The following is a 21,817-nucleotide window of genomic DNA, read 5'->3' as shown; positions in this document are numbered from 1 at the left end:
GTAAAACGCTGCCTTTATTCCGTCGGCGGAATGGGATTCTCATCCGGCGCCTGCGCCGCCAGATCGTTGGACACATCCCTACCGGTGCCGGTCAGCAATGTTTCCAACGCATCGCCGCCCACATGGCGAAAATCCTGTCCTTTGACGAAGTAAAAGATATATTCGCAAATATTCTGGCAGCGGTCGCCGATACGCTCAATGGATCGGGCGCAAAAGAGGGCGGTGAGTACGCTCGGTATGGTGCGCGGATCTTCCATCATATAGGTCATCAGCTGACGGACAATGCCCTCGTATTCCTGATCCACCTTTTTATCTTCCCGATAAATCCGGATGGCTTCATCCAAATCCATGCGGGCAAACGCATCCAAAACATCATGCAGCATTTGAATGGTATGACGGCCCAGCGACTCCAGGCTCACCAGCATCTGCAGGTGCTGCTGGGAATATTTTTCCAGGGCGGTACGGCAAATCTTGTCAGCCCCGTCGCCGATACGCTCCAGTTCGGAGATGGTTTTGATGATGGAAATCACCAGCCGCAAATCGCTGGCGGTGGGCTGGCGTTTGGCAATGATGCGCACGCAGGCCTCATCAATGGACACTTCCATCATATTCACTTTAACGTCGCCGGCCACGACCCGTTTGGCCAACTCCTCATCCTGACTGTGCATGGCGCTGATGGCGTCGGTGAGCTGTTGCTCCACCAGGCCGCCCATGGCCATGACCTGAGTGCGGATGTGCTCCAGTTCAGCGTTAAACTGGCCGGAGATATGTTTATTAAGATTCAGATTTTCCATGATATATCCCGTGATTAACCATAGCGGCCAGTAATATAATCTTCGGTTTGTTTATTCTTTGGAGCGGTAAAGATACTGTCAGTATCGCTGTATTCGATTAACTCGCCGAGATACATAAATGCCGTGTGATCCGAGCAACGCGCTGCCTGTTGCATATTATGAGTAACAATCACCACGGTGTAGTCCGTTTTCAATTCTGAAATCAGCTCTTCAATGCGCCCGGTGGAGATAGGATCCAACGCGGAACAGGGCTCATCCAACAACAAAACATCCGGCCGGATGGCAATGCCCCGCGCAATACATAAACGTTGCTGCTGACCGCCGGACAGGCTGTAGCCGCTTTGGTGCAGCTTGTCTTTGGTCTCGTTCCACAGCGCCGCCTTTGTCAGCGACCACTGTACCCGTTCTTCCATTTCCGTTCTGGACAGCTTCTCAAATAAACGCACCCCGAAGGCGATATTGTCATAAATTGACATAGGGAAAGGCGTCGGTTTCTGAAAAACCATACCGACGCGGGCGCGCAATAAAGACACGTCGCGCTTATCGGTAAGAATATTCTCCCCATCCAGCAGAATTTCCCCTTCCGCACGCTGATCGGGATAAAGCTGGTACATTTTATTGAAGGTGCGCAACAGGGTGGATTTGCCACAACCGGATGGACCGATAAATGCTGTCACCTGATTACGGGCAATATCAAGACTGATATTTTTAAGCGCATGGAATTTGCCGTAATAAAAATTCAGATCGCGGACCTGTATTTTGCTGTCGGTGGCGTTGTTTATCCTGCTCATGCACACTCTCTCTTTCAAAGACGCGTCGGCGCCTGACTCTTAATTGGTTTTTTTGGCAAAAATGATCCGTGCGATGATATTCAACAGCAAAACGCACAGGGTAATCAGCAATACCCCTACCCAAGCCAGCTGTTGCCATTCGGGAAACGGACTCATGGCGAACTTGAATATGGTGACCGGAAGGTTGGCGATGGGCTGCATCAGGTCAGTGCTCCAGAACTGGTTGGAGAGCGACGTAAACAGCAGCGGCGCCGTCTCGCCGGCGATACGCGCCACCGCAAGCAGCACGCCGGTGATAACACCCGAAATAGACGCCTTGAACGTAATGGCGGAGATCATCTTCCATTTCGGCGTGCCGAGGGCATAAGCGGCTTCACGCATGGTATCGGGCACCAGCCGCATCATATTTTCCGTGGTGCGGATAACGATGGGCACCTGTAAAAGCGCCAGGGCAATCACGCCGGCCCAGCCGGAGAAATGCTCCATTTTCGCCACCACCAGGGTGTAAACAAACAGACCGATAACAATGGAAGGCGCGGACAGCAGGATATCGTTGATAAACCGAATCACCTCCGCCAGAAAGGATTTACGTCCGTATTCCGCCAGGTAAATCCCGGCCATTATGCCCAGCGGCGTGCCGCCGATAGTCGCCCAGAGGATCAATAAGCCGCTGCCCGCCAGGGCATTGGCCAGACCGCCGCCGGCGGTATTGGGCGGCGGGGTCATTTCGGTGAACAAAGACCACGACAATCCCTCGAAGCCGCGGCTTACCGTAGTCAATAAAATCCAGCAGAGCCAAAACAGGCCGAACGCCATGGTGATGAGCGATAAAAACAGCGCCAACCGGTTTTTCTGGCGGCGCCAGGCCTGTCTTTTACGCCGGGCTTCCATTTGCGAGGGGGTATGGGTCATCTGATGTTCGACAGTGGCCATTATTTCACGCCCTCATTTTTCGCCAAACGCATGATCATGAACTTGGAGCAGGCCAGGACGATAAAGGTGATAACAAAAAGAATCAGCCCCAGTTCCATCAGCGCCGCGGTATGCAGGCCTGCCGACGCTTCCGCGAATTCATTCGCCAGCGCCGAGGTGATGCTGTTGCCGGGCATAAACAGGGAAATACTGGTTAACTGGTTGGTATTGCCGATAATAAACGTCACCGCCATGGTCTCGCCCAACGCACGCCCCAGGCCCAGCATAACGCCGCCGATAACGCCGTTTTTGGTGAAAGGCAGCACGATGCGCCAGATAACTTCCCAAGTGGTGCAGCCGATCCCGTAGGCCGACTCTTTCATCATTACCGGCGTTTGCTCGAACACATCGCGCATCACGGCGGCAATATAGGGAATGATCATAATGGCCAGGATAATGCCCGCCGCCAGAATACCTATGCCGAACGCCGGTCCCTGAAACAATACTCCGACAAAGGGAATATTGGACAATACGTCGCCCAGGGGTTGTTGGAAATATTGAGCGAAGAGCGGTGCGAAGACAAACAGGCCCCACATGCCGTAAACAATGCTCGGGATGGCAGCCAATAATTCAATGGCCACGCCAAGCGGTCTTTTTAACCAGGCAGGCGCCAATTCTGTCAGAAACAGCGCGATGCCGAAACTCACCGGCACGGCTATCAGCAAAGCAATGAAAGAGGTTACCAGCGTACCGTAAATGGGCACCAGCGCGCCAAACTGCTCGCCGGGTGGATCCCACTCCTTGGTCCAGAGAAATGCAAAACCGAACTTTTCGATGCTCGGCCATGAGGCAACAATCAGCGAGACGATAATGCCGCCCAACATTAACAGCGTAATGAGGGCGGCAAGTCTGACCAACGTACCGAAAATCAGGTCGCCTTTTTTACCGGGGGCATGCTGTACCGGCATATTGTCAGCCATAGGATACTCTTTCAGTGGGTTCGTATTCCCTTCCCATCAAGGAAGGGAAGAAACACATTTGCTTAGTACAGCGCATTACCGTTGGTGTCTTTGATATTCGCTTTCCATGCGGCGCGAATCTGGGCAACTACTTCTGTCGGCAGGGTAGCATAGTCAAGGGCATTGGCCTGCTCACCGCCCTTGTTATAAGCCCAGTCGAAGAATTTGAAGACTTCCTTCGCCTGTTCCGGCTTGGTCTGCGCGGTATGAAGCATTATGAAGGTTGTGGAGGTGATAGGCCAAGCATTATCGCCTTTCTGATTAGTCAGGTCTTGAGCGAACGACTCCTTCCAGTTAGCGCCCTTGGCCGCGTTGCTGAAGTTATCCTGATTCGGCTCGACCGGCTTGCCGTCGGCGGAGATAAGCTTGGTATAAGGCAGGTTGTTTTGCTTGGCGTAAGCATATTCAACATAACCGATGGCGCCGGGTAAACGCTGAACGAACGCGGCTACGCCATCATTGCCTTTACCGCCCAAGCCCACCGGCCAGTTAACCGTGGTGCCCGCGCCAATCTTCTGTTTCCAGGAGTCATTGACTTTGGACAGATAGCTGGTGAAGACATAAGAGGTGCCCGAACCGTCAGCGCGGCGGACCACGGCGATATTCTGATCGGGCAGCTTAACGCCCGGGTTAAGTTTGGTGATGGCAGGGTCGTTCCATTTTTTGATATTACCCAGATAGATTTCACCCAGGGTATGGCCGTCCAGGGTCAGCTGGCCGGTTTTGATGCCGGGGATATTCACCGCCATCACGACCCCGCCGATAACGGTGGGAAACTGGAACAGGCCGTTTGATTTTAGATCAGCATCGCTTAAAGGGGCGTCGGATGCGCCGAAATCAACGGTATTCGCTTCAATTTGTTTAATGCCGCCAGAGGAACCGATACCTTGATAGTTGACTTTGGTGCCGGTTTCTTTTTGGTACGTGTCGGCCCATTTAGCATAAACCGGGGCAGGGAAAGTACCGCCGGCGCCGGTCAGACTGGCAGCAGCAAACGAAGAAAAACTCGCCAAGGCGAATGTAGCTGCAACAAGGCTGGCAACGGCTGTATGCATCTGTTTCATAATCCCTCCTGTGGGATATTAAAATCGGCCAGAGGCCGCTTTCTTTAATTATAGAGCTGCAGGAAGGAAAATAGGACAATTAGGTGACAGTCACATGTCAGTAATGTGACATTTTTATGACTGGATTCATTCTAAAATACGCGATTCAAATATAGTTAGGATTGGCTGCGGTGCCAAGCGAATTATGAATATAGGATGTCATTGCTCATGATGTTTGGAATGCACAACCACCAACATAGAACGGCAATTCTCATTTACTTGTTAAGATGAAAGCACCTTGATTCCTTTAATGTCGGGGCAATGTGGGAAGCCTGGTTCTGATAAACAACGAAAAAAACGGCCCTAAGTATCGGTGGTTTCGATAAATCCGTTAGATAACGATTTTAGCCTGAAAAAAACCGGTATGCTTTTTGAAGAGCATACCGGATCTATTCAGCTACAGATTATAAAAGCAGCCCTCAGATAGGCTGCGGATGTTAGATTATCATTCGACAGTAACTGATTTCGCCAAATTACGCGGTTGATCAACATCGGTGCCTTTGATCAAAGCTACGTGATAGGCTAATAGCTGCAAGGGGACACTGTAATAAATCGGCGCAACGATATCCTCCACGTGGGGCAACGGAATTATCGTCATGGCGTCGTCATCGATAAAACCGGCGTCCTGATCGGCAAAGACATAGAGTTGGCCGCCCCGGGCGCGGACTTCCTCAATATTTGATTTCAGTTTTTCCAGTAACTCGTTATTCGGCGCCACCACGACAACCGGCATTTCGCTATCAATAAGCGCCAGCGGACCGTGTTTTAATTCACCCGCGGCATAGGCTTCGGCATGGATATAAGATATTTCCTTCAGCTTCAGCGCTCCTTCCATGGCGATAGGATATAAAGCTCCCCGTCCCAGGAACAGGGCGTGATGTTTATCCATAAATCCTTCCGCCAGCGCTTCGATGGCCTTATCCAGCGCCAGCATTTGCTCAATGCGCGCCGGCAGGGCCTGTAGGGCATGAACAATCTGCCGCTCAACCTCCCCGTCAATGCCCCGCAGTCGGCCGATACGGGCCACCAGCATCAGCAGCACCGTGAGCTGAGTCGTGAAGGCCTTGGTGGACGCCACGCCGATTTCGGTGCCGGCTTTGGTCATCAGCGCTAAATCGGACTCCCGCACCAGTGACGAACCTGGCACGTTACACACCGCAAGCGAACCCAGATAACCTAGGCCTTTGGTCAGACGTAACGCCGCCAGGGTATCGGCGGTTTCGCCCGACTGGGAAAGGGTAATAAGCAGACTGCCGGGCCGCACGGCGGATTTTCGATAACGGAATTCAGAAGCGATTTCCACATCGCAGGGCATGCCGGCCAGCGCTTCAAACCAATAGCGCGCCACCATGGCGGAATGGAAGGAGGTTCCGCAGGCGATAATCTGAACATATTTCACCTGCGATAACAGCTTGTTCCCCTCTTCGCCCAACTCCGGCAGGGTCACTTCGCCGTGAGTGAACCGGCCTTCCAGGGCATTTTTGATGGCCTGCGGCTGTTCAAAAATCTCTTTTTGCATGTAATGGCGATAGAGGCCTTTATCACCGGCATCGTATTTCACCTGGGATTCAATCTCTTCCCGTTCCACCGGATTGCCCTGGATGTCCCACACCCGCACGGTACGGCGAGTGACTTCGGCAACGTCCCCTTCCTCCAAAAAGATAAAGCGCCGGGTGACCGGCAACAGGGCCAACTGATCGGAAGCCAGGAAATTCTCACCCACGCCGCGACCTATCACCAGCGGACTGCCCGAACGTGCGGCCACCAGCACGCTGGGGTCTTTACTGTCCATGATAACCGTGCCGTAAGCGCCGCGTAGTTGCGGGATAACCCGCAATACCACTTCCGCCAGCGTACCGCCGTGCTGCGACTGTTCCCAATGGACCAGATGGGCGATCACTTCGGTATCGGTTTCGGAAGCGAAACGGTATCCCCGTTCTATCAAGCCACTGCGCAGGGATTCAAAATTTTCAATGATACCGTTATGCACCACCACGATATGACCTGAGACATGGGGGTGAGCATTGGATTCCGACGGCTCGCCGTGGGTAGCCCAACGTGTATGGGCTATCCCGGTGCCTCCGGCCAGGGGATGTTCCTCCACCGCCCGGGACAGCGCACTGACCTTGCCTACCCGGCGCAGACGCTGCAACTGTCCCTGATTATCCACCACCGCCAAACCCGCGGAATCATAGCCGCGATATTCCAGCCGGCGTAACCCCTCCAACAGTATTTCAGCAATATCACGTTGGGCTACTGCACCTACTATTCCACACATCTGTGTTATTCCTAATGAACGGCCCTGACGAGCCGTTTCGATATCGTTGATCCGACCGATTCCGGTTATCCGGTTTCCCCGAGCCTGTAGAGCGGGGTATTGTTATGCCTGTCATACTTCACGTTGCAGGCGCGTTGGCTTTCCTGCAACTCGAACTATTTAGGATGTATGTCTTATTTTTTTTTCTTGACCGGCCGCAGCCAGCCGCTGATATGCGTTTGCTTCACCCGGCTAAGCACCAGCTCGTTTTCACCCACATCGCAGGTTATGGTGGTGCCGGCGGCGATGGTCGCCCCCTTGGCTACGGTAACCGGTGCCACCAGTTGAGTATCCGAACCGACAAAAACGTCATCGCCGATGATAGTCTGATGCTTATTGGCGCCGTCATAATTACAAGTGATGGTGCCTGCGCCGATATTCACCGCGGCGCCAATCTCGGCATCACCGAGATAACTCAAATGTCCGGCTTTCGAGCCTTTGCCGAGCCGGGCTTTTTTCATTTCGACAAAGTTGCCCACATGGGCGCCTTCTCCCAGTTCCGAACCGGGACGCAGCCGGGCAAACGGTCCGACGGAGGCATTGGCGCTTAATATGGCGCCATCTATTACCGAATAAGGGCTGATGACCACGTTATCGCCGATATCGCAATCCTTCAGGACACAGCCTGTGCCGATGACCACGTTATTGCCCAGCGCCACGCGGCCTTCGATAATCACATTGGTATCAATGGTCACATCGCGTCCGTGCCTGAGTTCACCGCGCAGATCAAAGCGGGCCGGGTCGCAAATCATGACGCCGGCCAGCAACAGCTCCTCCGCCAGTTGCTGCTGATAGGCCCGCTCCAGCACCGCCAGCTGGCGGCGGTTATTCACACCGTCCACTTCCCACAGCCGCCCTGGCTGCACGGTATTGATTTGCCGTCCTTCATGCCAGGCCATGGCGATGATGTCGGTGAGGTAATACTCGCCCTGCACATTATTATTGTTCAGCGAACCTAACCAGCGCTTCAGATCCACGCCCGCCGCCACCATAATGCCGGTATTGATTTCGTTAATCCGGCGCTGCTCTTCCGAGGCATCCTTTTGCTCCACGATGCCGGTAACCTGCCCGTTTTCACGCACGATGCGCCCATAGCCGGAAGGATCGTCCAGCGTCACGGTCAACAGGCCGATACCGCCGTCCGGTTTGGCCGCCAGCAAACGCTTGAGGGTCTCGGGAGCGATAAGCGGAACATCGGCATACAGGATCAGCACATCTTCATCATCAAGCAAATAGGGCAGCGCCTGCTGTACCGCGTGTCCCGTGCCACGCTGCTCGGATTGCAGCACCCAGTTCAATCGGGAACCGCCGTCCGCCAGCCTTTCCCGTAATAATTCGCCGCCATGACCGTAAACCAGATGGATATGTTCGGTGTTTAGCGTACTAACGGCATCGATAACATGGCTAATCAGCGGTTTTCCCGCCAGGGGGTGCAACACCTTAGGCAGATCAGAATACATGCGGGTGCCTTTACCCGCGGCAAGTATCACCACGCTCATTGCTCGATTCGACATAACTATCCTGATGAATCAAATTCAATAGACGAAAGTAAACCCGTTCATAACAGGGATTACTACATATTTTGGTCAGAAAAATGCAATATGGCCGCAGAATACCCGTACCAGCTAAAATATTAACCTTAACCGGGCCTGCTGGACAATCCGTGGGCAAAAGAAGGGAAATTAAAGGCTATTTTGACAGCAATGGCGGCCCCATAGGGAGATTCGGAGGCCGTACTTATTTTGCGGCTGAAATTAAGAACCTTACCTGACGGCAAAGGTGACTGAGATTCGCTATCCAGGACATTTTCTGGCTCCTTAATAAAAAAGGCCGGTCATGTTGACCGGCCTTTTATGGATGATGACTTGATCACATGGACCGTTTGGTTAATTCAATAACCCGCAATTTAGCCATAGCCCGCGACAATTCAGCCGAGGCTTGAGCATAATCCACGTCGCCGTGGGAATTATTGATATGCTCTTCCGCCATGCGCTTGGATTCCATCGCTCTCGCTTCATCCAGATCTTTGCCTCGAATAGCGGTATCGGCAAGCACGGTAACGATGCTGGGTTGCACCTCGAGCACACCACCGGACAGGTAAATGTACTCCTCTTCGCTATGCTCTTTAACGATACGCACCATACCGGGCTTAATGGCAGTGAGCAGCGGGGCATGACCGGGATAAATACCCAGCTCGCCTTCGCTCCCCGTCACCTGGATTTTTTCCACCAGCCCGGAGAACATTTTCTGTTCCGCGCTGACGACATCCAGATGGTAAGTATTTGCAGCCATATCACCCTCCTCTCACAGCGTTACAGTTTCTTGCCTTTTTCCACTGCTTCATCAATGGAACCCACCATATAGAACGCCTGCTCAGGCAGGTGATCATATTCCCCGTCCATGATGCCTTTAAAGCCACGAATCGTGTCTTTCAGGGAAACATATTTACCCGGCGAACCGGTAAATACTTCGGCAACGAAGAACGGTTGAGACAGGAAGCGCTGGATCTTACGAGCGCGGGATACCACCAGCTTGTCGTCTTCCGACAGCTCGTCCATACCCAGGATGGCAATGATATCTTTCAGCTCCTGATAACGCTGAAGAGTGGATTGCACGCCGCGGGCAACGTCGTAATGTTCCTGTCCCACCACCAGCGGGTCCAGCTGACGGCTGGTGGAGTCGAGGGGGTCAACCGCCGGGTAGATACCCAGGGAAGCGATTTGACGGCTCAATACCACGGTGGCGTCAAGGTGGGCGAAGGTCGTTGCCGGAGACGGGTCGGTCAAGTCATCCGCCGGGACGTAAACGGCCTGCACGGAGGTAATAGAACCGGTTTTGGTGGAGGTGATGCGTTCTTGCAGCACGCCCATTTCTTCCGCCAGCGTCGGCTGATAACCTACCGCCGACGGCATACGGCCCAGCAGTGCGGACACTTCCGTCCCGGCCAGGGTATAACGATAGATATTATCGATAAACAGCAGGACGTCGCGGCCTTCATCACGGAATTTTTCTGCCATGGTCAGCCCGGTCAACGCCACGCGCAGGCGGTTTCCCGGCGGCTCGTTCATCTGGCCGTAGACCAACGATACTTTGTCGATAACGTTGGATTCGGTCATTTCGTGGTAGAAGTCGTTCCCTTCACGGGTACGTTCGCCCACGCCGGCAAACACTGAATAACCCGAATGCTCGATGGCGATATTACGGATGAGTTCCATCATGTTAACGGTTTTACCGACACCGGCGCCGCCGAACAGACCCACTTTACCGCCCTTCGCAAACGGGCACATCAGGTCTATTACCTTGATGCCGGTTTCCAGCAATTCCTGGGAACTCGACAAATCTTCATAGCTCGGCGCCGGACGATGGATTGACCAACGTTCTTCCTCGCCGATATCGCCTTTCATATCAACAGGCTGACCCAGCACATTCATGATACGTCCCAGTGTGGCTTTACCCACGGGGACTTCAATCGAACGTTCCAGGTTGGTCACTTTAAGGCCCCGGCGCAAACCGTCGGATGTGCCCATGGCGATGCAACGTACGACGCCGCCGCCTAATTGCTGTTCAACTTCCAGCACCAATTTGGTGGCACCGTTTTCCACTTCAAGCGCGTTGTACACCTTAGGTACGGCATCTTGCGGGAACTCGACGTCAACCACGGCGCCGATAACCTGGATAACATTTCCAGTAGCCATCTTGAATCCTCTACGTAATTCGTAACCCTAACCTAAACTGCGGCGGCTCCCGAAACGATCTCGGTGATTTCCTGAGTGATGCTGAATTGACGAGCCTTATTGTAAACCAGCTGCAGTTCTTTAATGAGACTGCTGCCGTTGTCCGTTGCAGCTTTCATCGCCACCATGCGCGCGGCCTGTTCACTGGCCAGATTTTCAACGACGCCCTGATAAACCTGAGATTCCACATAACGACGCAGCAGCGTATCCAAAAGGGACTTGGGATCAGGTTCATACAGATAATCCCAGGTTTTTTTCTTCAGATTTTCATCGTCTTCCGCGGGCGGCAGGGGTAAAACCTGCAAAAGCTGCGGAACCTGGGACATGGTGTTAATGAATTTATTGCTGACAATATAGAGCTTATCAAGACGGCCTTCGTCATAGGCCTGCAGCATGACTTTTACCGGACCGATCAGTTCCGACAAGGTGGGGTTATCCCCCATACCGGTGACCTGGGCGACAACTTTACTGCCGATGGCATTGAAGAAAGAGACGCCTTTGGATCCGATAACAGCCAGTTCGGATTCAACGCCTTTCTCGCTCCAGCCCTTCATATCCGTCAGCACTTTTTTGAACAGGTTAATGTTCAGACCGCCGGCCAGACCACGGTCGGTGGAAACCACCAGATACCCGACGCGCTTAACCTTGCGTTCTTCCAGGTAGGGGTGTTTATATTCCAGATTTCCCAAAGCAAGGTGACCAATCACATTACGCATCGTTTCTGCATAAGGACGGCTGGCCGCCATGCGATCTTGAGATTTTCGCATTTTAGAAGCGGAAACCATCTCCATCGCTTTGGTGATCTTCTGCGTGTTCTGTACGCTGGCGATCTTGGTACGTATTTCTTTTGCGTTGGCCATCTCTGCTCCTCCTCATAGCTTGGCGGCCCGCCGAAGCAGACCGCGGCGCATTACCAGGACTGGGTTGCCTTGAAGCTATCGAGGATGCCTTTCAGCTTGCCTTCGATATCATCGTTATAAGCGCCGGTCTGGTTGATTTGTTGCATCAAATCGCCTTGTTCGCGGTCAACATAGGCTACAAGCGCGGCTTCGAAATCACCGACTTTCGCCAGCTCAACGTCTTCCAAATAACCGCGTTCCGCCGCGAACAGCACCAGAGACTGCTGAGCCACCGACATGGGCGCATACTGTTTCTGTTTAAGCAATTCAGTCACTTTCTGACCGTGATTCAACTGTTTGCGGGTAGCTTCATCCAGATCGGATGCGAACTGGGAGAAGGCCGCCAATTCACGGTACTGCGCCAGAGCTGTACGGATACCGCCGGACAGTTTTTTCATGATCTTCGTTTGAGCGGCACCGCCCACGCGAGATACAGAAATACCGGGGTTTACCGCAGGACGAATACCGGCGTTAAACAGGCTGGATTCCAGGAAGATCTGGCCGTCGGTGATGGAAATCACGTTGGTCGGAACAAACGCTGAAACGTCACCCGCCTGGGTTTCGATGATCGGTAATGCGGTCAGCGAACCGGTTTTGCCCTTCACTTCACCCTTGGTATACGCTTCAACATACTCGGCATTTACGCGGGATGCCCGTTCCAGCAAACGGGAATGGAGATAGAATACGTCCCCAGGATAAGCTTCACGTCCTGGCGGACGACGGAGCAGCAGGGAAATTTGACGGTATGCCACGGCCTGTTTGGACAAATCATCATAGATGATCAGGGCATCTTCGCCGCGGTCGCGGAAATATTCGCCCATGGCGCAGCCGGAATACGGCGCCAGATATTGCAAAGCGGCGGATTCGGACGCGGTGGCCACCACAACGATGGTATTGGCCAGGGCGCCGTGTTCTTCCAGTTTTCGCACCACGTTAGCCACGGTGGAGGCTTTCTGGCCGATGGCGACATAAACGCATTTAATGCCGGAATCGCGCTGGTTGATAATCGCATCGATAGCCAGGGCGGATTTACCGGTCTGACGGTCGCCGATAATCAGTTCGCGCTGTCCGCGACCGATAGGAATCATGGCGTCGACGGATTTATAACCGGTCTGCACCGGCTCATCGACGGATTGACGTTCGATAACGCCCGGGGCAATCGCCTCGACCGCGGAGAAACCGTCATGTTCAACCGGACCTTTCCCGTCAATGGGAGCGCCCAGGGTATTCACCACGCGGCCCAACAGGCCGCGACCCACCGGCACTTCCAAAATACGGCCGGTGCATTTGACCTTCAGGCCTTCGGCCAGGTCTTCATAAGGCCCCATCACCACGGCGCCGACAGAGTCGCGTTCCAGGTTAAGGGCAATGGCGAAGCGATTGCCGGGCAGTGCTATCATTTCGCCCTGCATCACTTCAGCCAGACCATGAATACGGATAATACCGTCACTCACGGAAACGATCGTACCTTCATTGTGAGCTTCGCTCACCACATTGAACTGAGCAATGCGCTGCTTGATCAGTTCGCTGATTTCGGTGGAATTCAGTTGCATGCTCCAGTCCCCTTAAGACTGCAATACGTCTGTCAGGCGTTCGAGACGACCGCGAACGCTGCCATCTATCACCATATCGCCTGCACGAATAATTACGCCGGCAATGACAGACTTATCAATTTTGCAATTCAGCTTAACTTTGCGTGCCAGACGTTTTTCCATCGCAGCAGTAATCTTCGCCAGTTGCTCATCTTTTAGCTGGCTTGCGGAAATGACTTCCACTTCCACAGTCGATTCCTGCGCCGCGCGCAGATGAATAAACTGTTCCAGCACATCCGGCAAGACCGCCAAGCGTCCATTTTCGGCCATGACCTTGATCAGGTTCTGGCCCGCCGGGTCGAGTTGGTCACCACAGACAGCGATAAACGTATCCGACAGCGTCTCCGGAGCGACAGCGCCGGATAACAGTTCCGCCATCTGATCGTTGCGGCTTACCTCAGCGGTAAACGACAACATATCCTGCCAATGTTCAACGCTTTGGTGCTCGACGGCAAAGTCAAAAGCTGCTTTGGCGTAGGGGCGAGCTACAGTTACTAATTCAGACATCAGCCCCTCCCTCCCTACAGTTCAGCGACCAGTTTATCAACGATGTCGCTGTTGGCAGCTTCATCCACGGAACGTTCGATAATTTTCTCGGCACCCGCTAAAGCCAGCAGTGCGACTTGCTTGCGCAACTCTTCGCGAGCGCGTTTGGTTTCGGCTTCGATTTCAGCCTGGGCCTGCGCCACGATTTTATTGCGTTCGTCTTCTGCTTCCGCTTTCGCTTCGTCCACAATCTGAGCTTTCCGTTTATTGGCTTGCTCAATGATTGCTTGGGCTTCGGCTCGCGCTTTCTTCAGTTGATCGGTCGCATTGGCTTGCGCTATGTCCACCTCTTTTTTGGCAAGATCCGCAGAAGCGAGACCGTCAGCAATTTCTTTTTGACGCTTCTCGATGGCTGCCATCAGCGGCGGCCATATGTATTTCATGCAGAACAGGACAAACAGGACAAACGCGATGGCCTGGCCGAGGATTGTTGCGTTAAGATTCACAGCACAATGCCTCTTATAAAGTTAACGGATTGATGTTGTATTAAAATCACGCAATGATACACACTACGCTACAGCAAACATCACGTACAGTCCCAGACCTACAGCGATCATGGGGATGGCGTCAACCAGACCCATAACGATAAAGAACTGTGTACGCAGCAGGGGAATCAAATCCGGCTGACGCGCAGCACCTTCCAAAAATTTACCACCCAGGATGCCGATACCGATCGCAGCACCGATTGCCGCCAGACCCATCATCACAGCGGCAGCCATGTACAGCAGATCGAGATTCAGGTTTTCCATGACAGTCTCCAGTTTGTTTCAGATTAAACGCAACATTATTGTAAAAAGTATCAGTGTTCTTCAGACGCCATCGCAAGATAGACAATCGTCAGCACCATAAAGATAAAGGCTTGTAACGTAATGATCAGTATATGGAAAATGGCCCAGGGCACATTGAGAATCCATTGAGACCACCACGGTAACAGACCGGCAATCAGGATGAAAATCAACTCACCCGCGTACATATTGCCAAACAACCGAAGGCCCAATGAAACCGGTTTGGACAGCAAGCTAACGCCTTCGAGAATAAAGTTGATGGGGATAAAGGCCCAATGGTTGAACGGCTGCATGGTAAGTTCTTTGATAAAACCGCCGATGCCTTTCATCTTCACGCTGTAGAACAGAATGAGGATGAATACGCCCAAGGCCATAGAAATCGTGATATTCACGTCGGCGGAAGGAACAACGCGCAACGCCGGTAACCCGAGAACATGTTCGCCGATATAAGGCAGCAAATCGATTGGCAGCAAATCCATCAGGTTCATCAGAAAAACCCAGACGAAAATGGTTAACGCCAACGGAGCGATAAGCTTGCTTTTGCCGTGAAACATATCCCGTACGCTGCCATCAACAAACCCGATAATCAGTTCAACGGCGGTTTGCAGTTTACCGGGAACGCCGCTGGTGGCGCCTTTGGCGACACGACCGAAGATCCAGATAAAGATCACGCCCAGCAGCAAGGAAAAGAACATGGAGTCAATGTTCAGCGTCCAGAATGTTGCCGGGCCGTTGTGGGGATTAACCAGTTCGAAAGTACGCAGGTTCAGCTGAAGGTTATTCAGGTGATGCCCTATGTATTCCTGTGGAGTAGAGATTTCTCCTGATGCAGACATGATGCCTCTTACCCTTTGTTGTTAATTACGGCCGGTGCCAATATCTGCACAATCAGCACCGATAAATAGGTCAGGCCCAATGGAACAAACGCAGCCCTGAACACCCCAAGCGCCACGATAAGCAAGACTATCGTAACGACGACCTTGAGCGCCTCTCCGATGGCAAACGACCAGGCAACACGTCCCGAGGCCGGAACATTTACCTGATGGCGCCAGGCAAACAGCACAAACAATACGTTCGGCAGCCAAGCCGCCAGCCCACCGCTCAGGGCGGAAGCGCTCCAATGCGAATTGAACAGCGCAAACAGTGCGCTTACCAGAACAAAAGTCATTAGCTGGATAAATAACAACTTTCCGGCGACTTTCCCGCTGTAGAGGGATAAGGACATGACTTAACTTCTCTCCGCACCCGTTCTGGTCAGACTGAAGGAGTATAAAACTGCCTTTAGCGTCATGAGTCAAGCAGCTAAAAACGTGCAAATTATACGGGTCGATACTATGAATTCAATCCATAAGTAGCGAAAAGGTGAACAATAATTTAAATCCGTTCGTTTTGCCCGTTTTTCGCTATAAAGCGCAGGAATCATACCATGCATAACTTCATACTGCTTGAGCAATTATTACATATCAAACTGTGCGCATGATCACATTTATAAGAAGGAAGTCTCTCTGTCAGCTCAATACACCTTGTCGACTTCAGCAAATCATTTCCAATAAAAACAATAAATATCATTAAGTTATATATTTTTTATTATAAAATAGGCTTTATAGGCCGCCAATCCGGTCAAAGGGAAAATACCGGGAGTTTTTTTTCCCATCCTATAAGGGAATATCATTGACATTTTTCGACACATATATTTTCTATAGTGACTATTAGAGTTAAAACTAAATTTATGCCCACAAGGATGATCTTTAAATGTTAAATAATAGTGAACAATATTTGAAATATTATTACTTCACTACCTGTTCATTGACTGAATTATCCCTACGGTGCTATTCGACTTTTTATTGATAAAAAACAATTTTAGCGCCGCCCCAGAATCACCAAATGACGCTCTTCCGCCAACGTTGGAACATCGAGTCTTATCACTGATTCCATCTCGAACCCCGCGGGCAGTTCCGCCAGTTCGGTTGCCGGGATCGTTCCTTTAAGGGCATAAAACCGGCCTTGGCCGGGCGAGGCCAAATGTTTACACCAGGACAGCATATCGTTAACGGAAGCGAACGCGCGGCTAATGATACCGTCATAAGGCGCCGGCGGAATATAATCCTCAACACGGCTTTGCACCGTTTCAATATTCTCCAATTGCAGCTCATGCTGCACCTGGCGTAAAAACCGGATACGCTTGCCCAGGCTGTCCAGCAGGGTGAAACGGGACGCGGGTCGGACAATGGCCAAGGGAACGCCCGGCAAGCCGGCCCCGGTGCCCACATCGATAAAGCGCTGTCCCTGTAAATGGGCATTCACCACGATGCTGTCCATGATATGGCGTATCAACATCTGTTCGGGATCGCGCACCGACGTCAGGTTATAAGCCTTGTTCCATTTGTCGAGCAGCTGAACGTAAAGCAGCAATTGCTGTTTTTGCCGATCGGACAGCATAATTCCCCCCTGAGACAGCAGGGCATCCAGTTTAGCTAACATGCATACATCCTTTAACGGTGCCTCATCTCCTGACCTAACAGCATGTCAGGCGCTGCGGCGCAACAAACCCTGCTTTTTAAGCCAGACCAGCAAAATCGAGATTGCGGCGGGCGTCACCCCGGAGATGCGGGACGCCTGGCCGATAGAACCCGGTTTATGATCGTTGAGTTTGGCAATCACCTCGTTGGACAAGCCCGCCACGTGCAGATAATCCAAATCAACCGGCAGCAGGGTGTTTTCATGACGCAGCTGCCTGTCGATTTCATCCTGCTGTCGTGAAATATAGCCTTGGTATTTGACCTGGATTTCCACCTGTTCCGCTGACTGCGCATCGGCTAACGCCGGCGAAAACATCGGTAATGACGTGAGAATGTCATAGGTCATTTCGGGGCGGCGCAGCAGCTCTTCGCCGCTGGCCTCGCGAGTCAACGGGCTTTTCAGCAGAGAGTTGATCTTTTCCACTTCATCGGTGCGAGGGTGTACCCACAGGTCGCGCAGGCGCTGGCGTTCCCGTTCGATACCTTCCTGTTTTTCGCTAAAGCGCGCCCAGCGCTCGTCATCCACCAGCCCCAACTCCCTGCCGGTTTCGGTAAGCCGCAAATCAGCGTTATCTTCACGCAGCAGCAAACGGTATTCGGCACGAGAAGTGAACATACGATAAGGCTCTTTCGTCCCCAGGGTGCATAAATCGTCCACCAGAACTCCCAGGTAGGCTTGATCCCGCCTTGGGAACCATCCCTCCAAATCCTTGGCGGCGCGCCCCGCGTTGATACCAGCCAGCATGCCCTGGGCAGCGGCTTCTTCATAACCGGTAGTGCCGTTGATCTGTCCGGCAAAGAACAGGCCGGCGATATATTTACTTTCCAGCGTCGGTTTCAAGTCGCGGGGATCAAAAAAGTCATACTCGATGGCATAGCCAGGGCGGACGATCAGGGCGTTTTCCAGGCCTTTCATGGAATGCACGATTTTCATCTGCACATCGAAGGGCAAACTGGTGGAGATGCCGTTAGGATAGACCTCGTTGCTGGTAAGCCCTTCCGGTTCAAGGAAAATCTGGTGGGAATCGCGATCGGCGAAGCGCATGACCTTATCTTCGATGGAAGGACAATATCGCGGACCCACGCCCTCGATGATGCCGGCATACATCGGGCTGCGATCGAGATTTTGACGGATGACCTCATGGGTCCGTTCATTGGTATAGGTAATATAACAAGGCACCTGGCGGGGATGGTCCGTCACTGACCCCATAAACGAAAAGACCGGCAGCGGGTTATCGCCTTGTTGCGTGGCCAGGACGCTAAAATCGATGGTGCGGGCATCGATGCGGGGCGGGGTGCCCGTTTTCAGCCGCTTGACCCGGAACGGCAATTCACGCAGGCGTTTTGACAGGGCGATGGACGGCGGATCGCCGGCCCTGCCGCCGCTGTAATGATCCATGCCGATATGGATCTTGCCGTCCAGGAAGGTGCCGACGGTTAACACCACCGAACGTCCGCGGAATTTGAGCCCCATCTGCGTCACCGCGCCCACCACCCGATCGTTTTCAACGATCAGATCCTCCACCGCCTGCTGGAAGATCATGAGGTTGGGCTGGTTCTCCAGAGCGGTCCGGATCGCCAATCGGTAAAGCAGCCGATCCGCCTGAGCCCTGGTAGCTCGAACCGCAGGTCCTTTACTGGCGTTTAGTATCCTGAACTGAATGCCGGCACGGTCGATGGCTTTTCCCATAAGACCGCCCATAGCATCAATTTCCTTCACCAGATGGCCCTTCCCTATGCCGCCGATGGCCGGATTACAGGACATTTGCCCGAGGGTATCGATATTATGCGTCAATAACAGGGTCTTACATCCCATACGAGCCGACGCCATGGCCGCTTCAGTTCCGGCATGGCCGCCACCAATGATTATGACGTCAAACTGATCGGGATAAAACATGTTGCATAAACCTCGTTTCTGGGAGCAAAGGATCGTCTGGATCTTCCGGGAATGTGGATTCTACTCAACTTTGGAAGTGATACAAGCCCCGTGGATCCACGGGTAATTAAAGAAAGATCTTTTTATTTAAAGATCTCTTTATTACCTCTACTACTAGGATCGCGATCTTCTGTGGATAAGCCGTTTTTCATGATGGAAAACAACTTATTGAGATCGATCGATTGCTGTGAATGAGTGGTGATCCCGAGCGGTATAAGCTGGGATCAAGATCGCTACTTATGCACAGCTCAATAAGCGAGCAAAGGTTATACAGTGGATAACTACCGGTTATAAGCCGGTTTTAAGCTATGTTATACACATAAAAAAGAAGATATTTTTTACTATTTAATCAAACCGATCCACTTTTTGGCCCACTCTTCAGCCGGATCCTCGGGAATTTCATGCTGAGTGATATCGATCTTCAATATCTCACCGATCCGTTCCGCGCCTAATGCGATCATTTGACGATCAACCTCTTCGATGGCGCCGCAAAAGGTATCGTATTCACTGCTGCCGATCCCTATACCGCCATATTTCACACCAGAAAGCGAGGGGCGATCGGCGGCCATTTGTTCAAATAAAGGCTGCAGATTGTCGGGCAACTCTCCGGCGCCATGGGTGGAGGTGATAATCAGCCAAAGCCCCTGCGGACTCAGCTCTTCCCATTCGGGACCGTGCAAAATCTCGGTGGTGAATCCCTGCTGCTCCAACAGACCGGCGATATGCTCGGCCACGTATTCGGCGCTACCCAGGGTACTGCCGGAGATTAACGTTACATCGGCCATATTATTCCCGCCTGATAAATGAGCCGATATTGTACGCTGTGTACGGCCTGGGATCTACCTGTGGATAATAGGGGTATAAGAAATAACCTTTAAGGCACAATGGTACGGCTGATGGGGTTCTGCAGCGAGATCAACGTCTCTGTTGACTGAATTTCATCAATGGTCTGGATCTTGTTGATAAGTACCTGTTGCAGGGCATCGATGGAGCGGCACATGACTTTGATAAAGATACTGTAGTGGCCGGTGGTGTAATAGGCTTCCACCACTTCCTCCAGATCCTCGAGTTTCTTGAGCGCCGAAGGATAGTCCTTGGCGCTTTTTAAAATAATGCCGATAAAGCAGCACACGTCGTAGCCCAGATGCCTGGCGCTGACATCCACCCGGGCGCCGGTGATAATGCCCGCCTGCTTCATCTTTTCCACCCGCACATGGATAGTACCGGCACTGACCGCAAGCTGCTTGGCCAGTTCGGCATAAGCGGTACGGGCATTGGCCATTAATGCCTTTAAAATAGCGCGGTCAAGGTCATCTATCTGGTATAGGTCCGACATGGTTTCCTCTGTATAGCCGATGAACGGTCCGCGTCATCGCGGCATATCGCCAGGCATTGCTTAGTTTCTGCGGCGCAAGAAACGCATCAACCGGCTTCTTAAACCGGTATCGAACCGCCAGATATGATCAAATATCTTCAGAATACCCGGTTTTCCCATCGCTGACAGGGCGACAGCATGAAAACGCTGCGTTTGCCGCTGCTGCTGATGCCTGATGCGGGTAATCAGCTCATCCGGCAACCGCTGCGCAATAAAGTCGGAAATCACTACCGCATCCGCGTCCCGCCAGGGTGGAGTATCCAATTTATCCGCCAGCGCGCTCAGGCAGGCGACGAGATCGGTCCCTCCCCGGAAGCTTTGTCCGAGAAAACGAATTGCCTGTTCCAGTCCCGACGGCGCCGTGAGCTCATAGCTCACCATTCCGGTCGAAAAAAGAGTGACATAACAACGGCGGTCATCCGTCAGGGCAATGCGCATCAATGCCAGGCAAAATGCCTTTGCATATTCCTCGTTAATGCCGCCCATGGAACCGGATGTATCTACGCAAACGATAAAGGGTCCCCGGGGCTGCGATTCCATACGCTCGCTCCGTGCCGGCCGCTGACTGATACGCTCCCGCCAGGTATCCCCTTGTAATCGATAGGTCAAAAGGCGTTTTTCCAGCAGACGGCGATAAAACTCAAACTCAAGATCGCTTATCCCAAGGGTAACCAGCTCGGAAGGCAGCAATCGCAGCAGATCGTCGCTTTGATGAATACCATTGACTTCCTCCGGAAGTATCGCCGGTTCGCGGATCATCAATCGAACCCATTGTTGGGTGGCTTCCGCTACTGCATGGGTTTTCGCATGGCGGCTGCGGCCCAACTGATCGGCCAGGGCCTGAAGCTCGGGTTGTTGCCGCAAGAATTCGCCATAATGCACCAGCTGACGATAATCCAGCTGCTGCCACTGTCCGGCGGTCATATCCCACAACTTTCCCGCCGAATTGTCGTTTTCCGCCAGTAACGGCACCAATGCGGCGCTGGCCGCCAGGTGCTGCTGTAGTTCCTCGAGCAATATATCCTGTTCCTGTTCAAGCAACTGCTGATGCAGCGTGGTGGCCTGAAAGGTCAGACTTAGCCGCCAGCGCTGGAGAAAAAGTACCTGGAAGCTGCTTTCGGGCCGCGTGTTGTTCAGGGTTGCGTTTCTGGTCAACGTCCGGGCCTGGGAGGAAAAAGGCGAACCCAGCCGTTCCAGCCGGGCCAATATCTGCGGCAATGCCGCATTAAAGGCGTTCTGCGCCATTAACTGACACTCTTGAAACGCCTGGAACTCAGCAGCCAGTTCCGGCGGCACCCTGGTCTCTTTTACCGTTTGTTCCAATCGCTGCTTTATCAGCGGGGTTCGATGTAGAAGGGCTTTCTTAAGCGAAGGGTATTTCTCCATGAAAACCGCTAATTGCGGACTGGCAAGCAGCGTCAGGATAAAGTTATCCAGCAGTTCACTGTCGTTAATCGACAAAAACATGTCCAGCGTGGTTAAAGCCAGCATGATA

At 52.6% G+C, this 21,817-nt stretch carries 21 protein-coding genes; all 21 read right to left on the bottom strand.

Features of this window, described 5'->3' with window-relative positions:
* Positions 1 to 14 precede the first annotated feature (14 nt).
* The 21 genes from phoU to viaA all read right to left on the bottom strand — a co-directional run bounded on the left by phoU (position 15) and on the right by viaA (position 21,813).
* On the bottom strand, positions 15 to 794 hold the full coding sequence (gene phoU / locus ACL2XO_RS01150; protein ID WP_132924119.1) for a phosphate signaling complex protein PhoU: 780 nt from the start codon (positions 792 to 794) through the stop codon (positions 15 to 17).
* Positions 795 to 808: 14 nt separating this feature from the next.
* Entirely contained in the window at positions 809 to 1,585 is a 777-nt protein-coding gene (pstB, locus tag ACL2XO_RS01145; protein WP_132924120.1) for a phosphate ABC transporter ATP-binding protein PstB, read from the bottom strand.
* A gap of 39 nt (positions 1,586 to 1,624) precedes the next feature.
* Positions 1,625 to 2,497, bottom strand: a complete 873-nt coding sequence (pstA, locus tag ACL2XO_RS01140) for a phosphate ABC transporter permease PstA (protein WP_413726865.1) — start codon at positions 2,495 to 2,497, stop codon at positions 1,625 to 1,627.
* A 20-nt stretch (positions 2,498 to 2,517) separates the two neighbouring features.
* Positions 2,518 to 3,477, bottom strand: coding sequence for a phosphate ABC transporter permease PstC (gene pstC / locus ACL2XO_RS01135; RefSeq protein ID WP_132924122.1), 960 nt, complete (start codon positions 3,475 to 3,477; stop codon positions 2,518 to 2,520).
* 62 nt (positions 3,478 to 3,539) lie between these two features.
* Positions 3,540 to 4,580, bottom strand: a complete 1,041-nt coding sequence (gene pstS, locus ACL2XO_RS01130) for a phosphate ABC transporter substrate-binding protein PstS (protein WP_413726150.1) — start codon at positions 4,578 to 4,580, stop codon at positions 3,540 to 3,542.
* 484 nt (positions 4,581 to 5,064) lie between these two features.
* A complete protein-coding gene (gene glmS, locus ACL2XO_RS01125; protein WP_413742015.1) occupies positions 5,065 to 6,897 on the bottom strand; it encodes a glutamine--fructose-6-phosphate transaminase (isomerizing) in 1,833 nt (610 codons plus the stop codon).
* Positions 6,898 to 7,070: 173 nt separating this feature from the next.
* Entirely contained in the window at positions 7,071 to 8,450 is a 1,380-nt protein-coding gene (gene glmU / locus ACL2XO_RS01120) for a bifunctional UDP-N-acetylglucosamine diphosphorylase/glucosamine-1-phosphate N-acetyltransferase GlmU (protein ID WP_132924126.1), read from the bottom strand.
* Positions 8,451 to 8,805: 355 nt separating this feature from the next.
* Positions 8,806 to 9,228, bottom strand: coding sequence for a F0F1 ATP synthase subunit epsilon (locus tag ACL2XO_RS01115; RefSeq protein ID WP_132924127.1), 423 nt, complete (start codon positions 9,226 to 9,228; stop codon positions 8,806 to 8,808).
* 20 nt (positions 9,229 to 9,248) lie between these two features.
* On the bottom strand, positions 9,249 to 10,631 hold the full coding sequence (gene atpD, locus ACL2XO_RS01110; RefSeq protein WP_132924128.1) for a F0F1 ATP synthase subunit beta: 1,383 nt from the start codon (positions 10,629 to 10,631) through the stop codon (positions 9,249 to 9,251).
* Positions 10,632 to 10,663: 32 nt separating this feature from the next.
* On the bottom strand, positions 10,664 to 11,530 hold the full coding sequence (atpG, locus tag ACL2XO_RS01105) for a F0F1 ATP synthase subunit gamma (protein ID WP_132924129.1): 867 nt from the start codon (positions 11,528 to 11,530) through the stop codon (positions 10,664 to 10,666).
* Between the two features lie 50 nt (positions 11,531 to 11,580).
* Positions 11,581 to 13,122 (bottom strand): F0F1 ATP synthase subunit alpha, encoded by a 1,542-nt coding sequence (gene atpA, locus ACL2XO_RS01100; protein WP_413726147.1) that lies wholly within the window; start codon positions 13,120 to 13,122, stop codon positions 11,581 to 11,583.
* A 12-nt stretch (positions 13,123 to 13,134) separates the two neighbouring features.
* Positions 13,135 to 13,668, bottom strand: coding sequence for a F0F1 ATP synthase subunit delta (gene atpH / locus ACL2XO_RS01095; RefSeq protein WP_132924131.1), 534 nt, complete (start codon positions 13,666 to 13,668; stop codon positions 13,135 to 13,137).
* A 14-nt stretch (positions 13,669 to 13,682) separates the two neighbouring features.
* Positions 13,683 to 14,153 carry a F0F1 ATP synthase subunit B gene (atpF, locus tag ACL2XO_RS01090; RefSeq protein WP_132924132.1) on the bottom strand — a complete coding sequence of 157 codons (471 nt, stop codon included), beginning with the start codon at positions 14,151 to 14,153 and terminating at the stop codon, positions 13,683 to 13,685.
* Between the two features lie 63 nt (positions 14,154 to 14,216).
* Positions 14,217 to 14,456: a F0F1 ATP synthase subunit C gene (atpE, locus tag ACL2XO_RS01085; RefSeq protein ID WP_132924133.1), complete on the bottom strand. Its 240-nt coding sequence runs from the start codon at positions 14,454 to 14,456 to the stop codon at positions 14,217 to 14,219.
* A 50-nt stretch (positions 14,457 to 14,506) separates the two neighbouring features.
* Positions 14,507 to 15,328, bottom strand: coding sequence for a F0F1 ATP synthase subunit A (atpB, locus tag ACL2XO_RS01080; protein ID WP_132924134.1), 822 nt, complete (start codon positions 15,326 to 15,328; stop codon positions 14,507 to 14,509).
* Positions 15,329 to 15,336: 8 nt separating this feature from the next.
* Complete coding sequence (atpI, locus tag ACL2XO_RS01075; protein ID WP_132924135.1) at positions 15,337 to 15,717, bottom strand: F0F1 ATP synthase subunit I; 381 nt, start codon at positions 15,715 to 15,717, stop codon at positions 15,337 to 15,339.
* 635 nt (positions 15,718 to 16,352) lie between these two features.
* Entirely contained in the window at positions 16,353 to 16,973 is a 621-nt protein-coding gene (gene rsmG, locus ACL2XO_RS01070) for a 16S rRNA (guanine(527)-N(7))-methyltransferase RsmG (RefSeq protein WP_413726145.1), read from the bottom strand.
* 45 nt (positions 16,974 to 17,018) lie between these two features.
* Positions 17,019 to 18,908 carry a tRNA uridine-5-carboxymethylaminomethyl(34) synthesis enzyme MnmG gene (gene mnmG / locus ACL2XO_RS01065; RefSeq protein ID WP_132924137.1) on the bottom strand — a complete coding sequence of 630 codons (1,890 nt, stop codon included), beginning with the start codon at positions 18,906 to 18,908 and terminating at the stop codon, positions 17,019 to 17,021.
* 380 nt (positions 18,909 to 19,288) lie between these two features.
* Positions 19,289 to 19,732, bottom strand: coding sequence for an FMN-binding protein MioC (gene mioC, locus ACL2XO_RS01060; protein ID WP_413742014.1), 444 nt, complete (start codon positions 19,730 to 19,732; stop codon positions 19,289 to 19,291).
* Between the two features lie 89 nt (positions 19,733 to 19,821).
* The gene (asnC, locus tag ACL2XO_RS01055; protein ID WP_132924139.1) at positions 19,822 to 20,283 is read right to left on the bottom strand and encodes a transcriptional regulator AsnC; all 462 of its coding nucleotides are present in this window, start codon (positions 20,281 to 20,283) and stop codon (positions 19,822 to 19,824) included.
* Between the two features lie 60 nt (positions 20,284 to 20,343).
* Positions 20,344 to 21,813 (bottom strand): ATPase RavA stimulator ViaA, encoded by a 1,470-nt coding sequence (gene viaA / locus ACL2XO_RS01050; RefSeq protein WP_132924140.1) that lies wholly within the window; start codon positions 21,811 to 21,813, stop codon positions 20,344 to 20,346.
* Positions 21,814 to 21,817 lie beyond the last annotated feature (4 nt).

This window comes from Sodalis sp. RH15 (assembly GCF_047324255.1).
GTDB lineage: Bacteria > Pseudomonadota > Gammaproteobacteria > Enterobacterales > Enterobacteriaceae > Acerihabitans > Acerihabitans ligni.
This window is presented reverse-complemented; position numbering and strand designations above follow the sequence as displayed.

Excerpts from the sequence above, each read along its gene's own strand:
- phoU (WP_132924119.1), bottom strand. The coding sequence starts at position 794 with ATGGAAAATCTGAATCTTAATAAACATATCTCCGGCCAGTTTAACGCT.
- pstB (WP_132924120.1), bottom strand. The coding sequence starts at position 1,585 with ATGAGCAGGATAAACAACGCCACCGACAGCAAAATACAGGTCCGCGAT.
- pstA (WP_413726865.1), bottom strand. The coding sequence starts at position 2,497 with ATGACCCATACCCCCTCGCAAATGGAAGCCCGGCGTAAAAGACAGGCC.
- pstC (WP_132924122.1), bottom strand. The coding sequence starts at position 3,477 with ATGGCTGACAATATGCCGGTACAGCATGCCCCCGGTAAAAAAGGCGAC.
- pstS (WP_413726150.1), bottom strand. The coding sequence starts at position 4,580 with ATGAAACAGATGCATACAGCCGTTGCCAGCCTTGTTGCAGCTACATTC.
- glmS (WP_413742015.1), bottom strand. The coding sequence starts at position 6,897 with ATGTGTGGAATAGTAGGTGCAGTAGCCCAACGTGATATTGCTGAAATA.
- glmU (WP_132924126.1), bottom strand. The coding sequence starts at position 8,450 with ATGTCGAATCGAGCAATGAGCGTGGTGATACTTGCCGCGGGTAAAGGC.
- ACL2XO_RS01115 (WP_132924127.1), bottom strand. The coding sequence starts at position 9,228 with ATGGCTGCAAATACTTACCATCTGGATGTCGTCAGCGCGGAACAGAAA.
- atpD (WP_132924128.1), bottom strand. The coding sequence starts at position 10,631 with ATGGCTACTGGAAATGTTATCCAGGTTATCGGCGCCGTGGTTGACGTC.
- atpG (WP_132924129.1), bottom strand. The coding sequence starts at position 11,530 with ATGGCCAACGCAAAAGAAATACGTACCAAGATCGCCAGCGTACAGAAC.
- atpA (WP_413726147.1), bottom strand. The coding sequence starts at position 13,122 with ATGCAACTGAATTCCACCGAAATCAGCGAACTGATCAAGCAGCGCATT.
- atpH (WP_132924131.1), bottom strand. The coding sequence starts at position 13,668 with ATGTCTGAATTAGTAACTGTAGCTCGCCCCTACGCCAAAGCAGCTTTT.
- atpE (WP_132924133.1), bottom strand. The coding sequence starts at position 14,456 with ATGGAAAACCTGAATCTCGATCTGCTGTACATGGCTGCCGCTGTGATG.
- atpB (WP_132924134.1), bottom strand. The coding sequence starts at position 15,328 with ATGTCTGCATCAGGAGAAATCTCTACTCCACAGGAATACATAGGGCAT.
- atpI (WP_132924135.1), bottom strand. The coding sequence starts at position 15,717 with ATGTCCTTATCCCTCTACAGCGGGAAAGTCGCCGGAAAGTTGTTATTT.
- rsmG (WP_413726145.1), bottom strand. The coding sequence starts at position 16,973 with ATGTTAGCTAAACTGGATGCCCTGCTGTCTCAGGGGGGAATTATGCTG.
- mnmG (WP_132924137.1), bottom strand. The coding sequence starts at position 18,908 with ATGTTTTATCCCGATCAGTTTGACGTCATAATCATTGGTGGCGGCCAT.
- mioC (WP_413742014.1), bottom strand. The coding sequence starts at position 19,732 with ATGGCCGATGTAACGTTAATCTCCGGCAGTACCCTGGGTAGCGCCGAA.
- asnC (WP_132924139.1), bottom strand. The coding sequence starts at position 20,283 with ATGTCGGACCTATACCAGATAGATGACCTTGACCGCGCTATTTTAAAG.
- viaA (WP_132924140.1), bottom strand. The coding sequence starts at position 21,813 with ATGCTGGCTTTAACCACGCTGGACATGTTTTTGTCGATTAACGACAGT.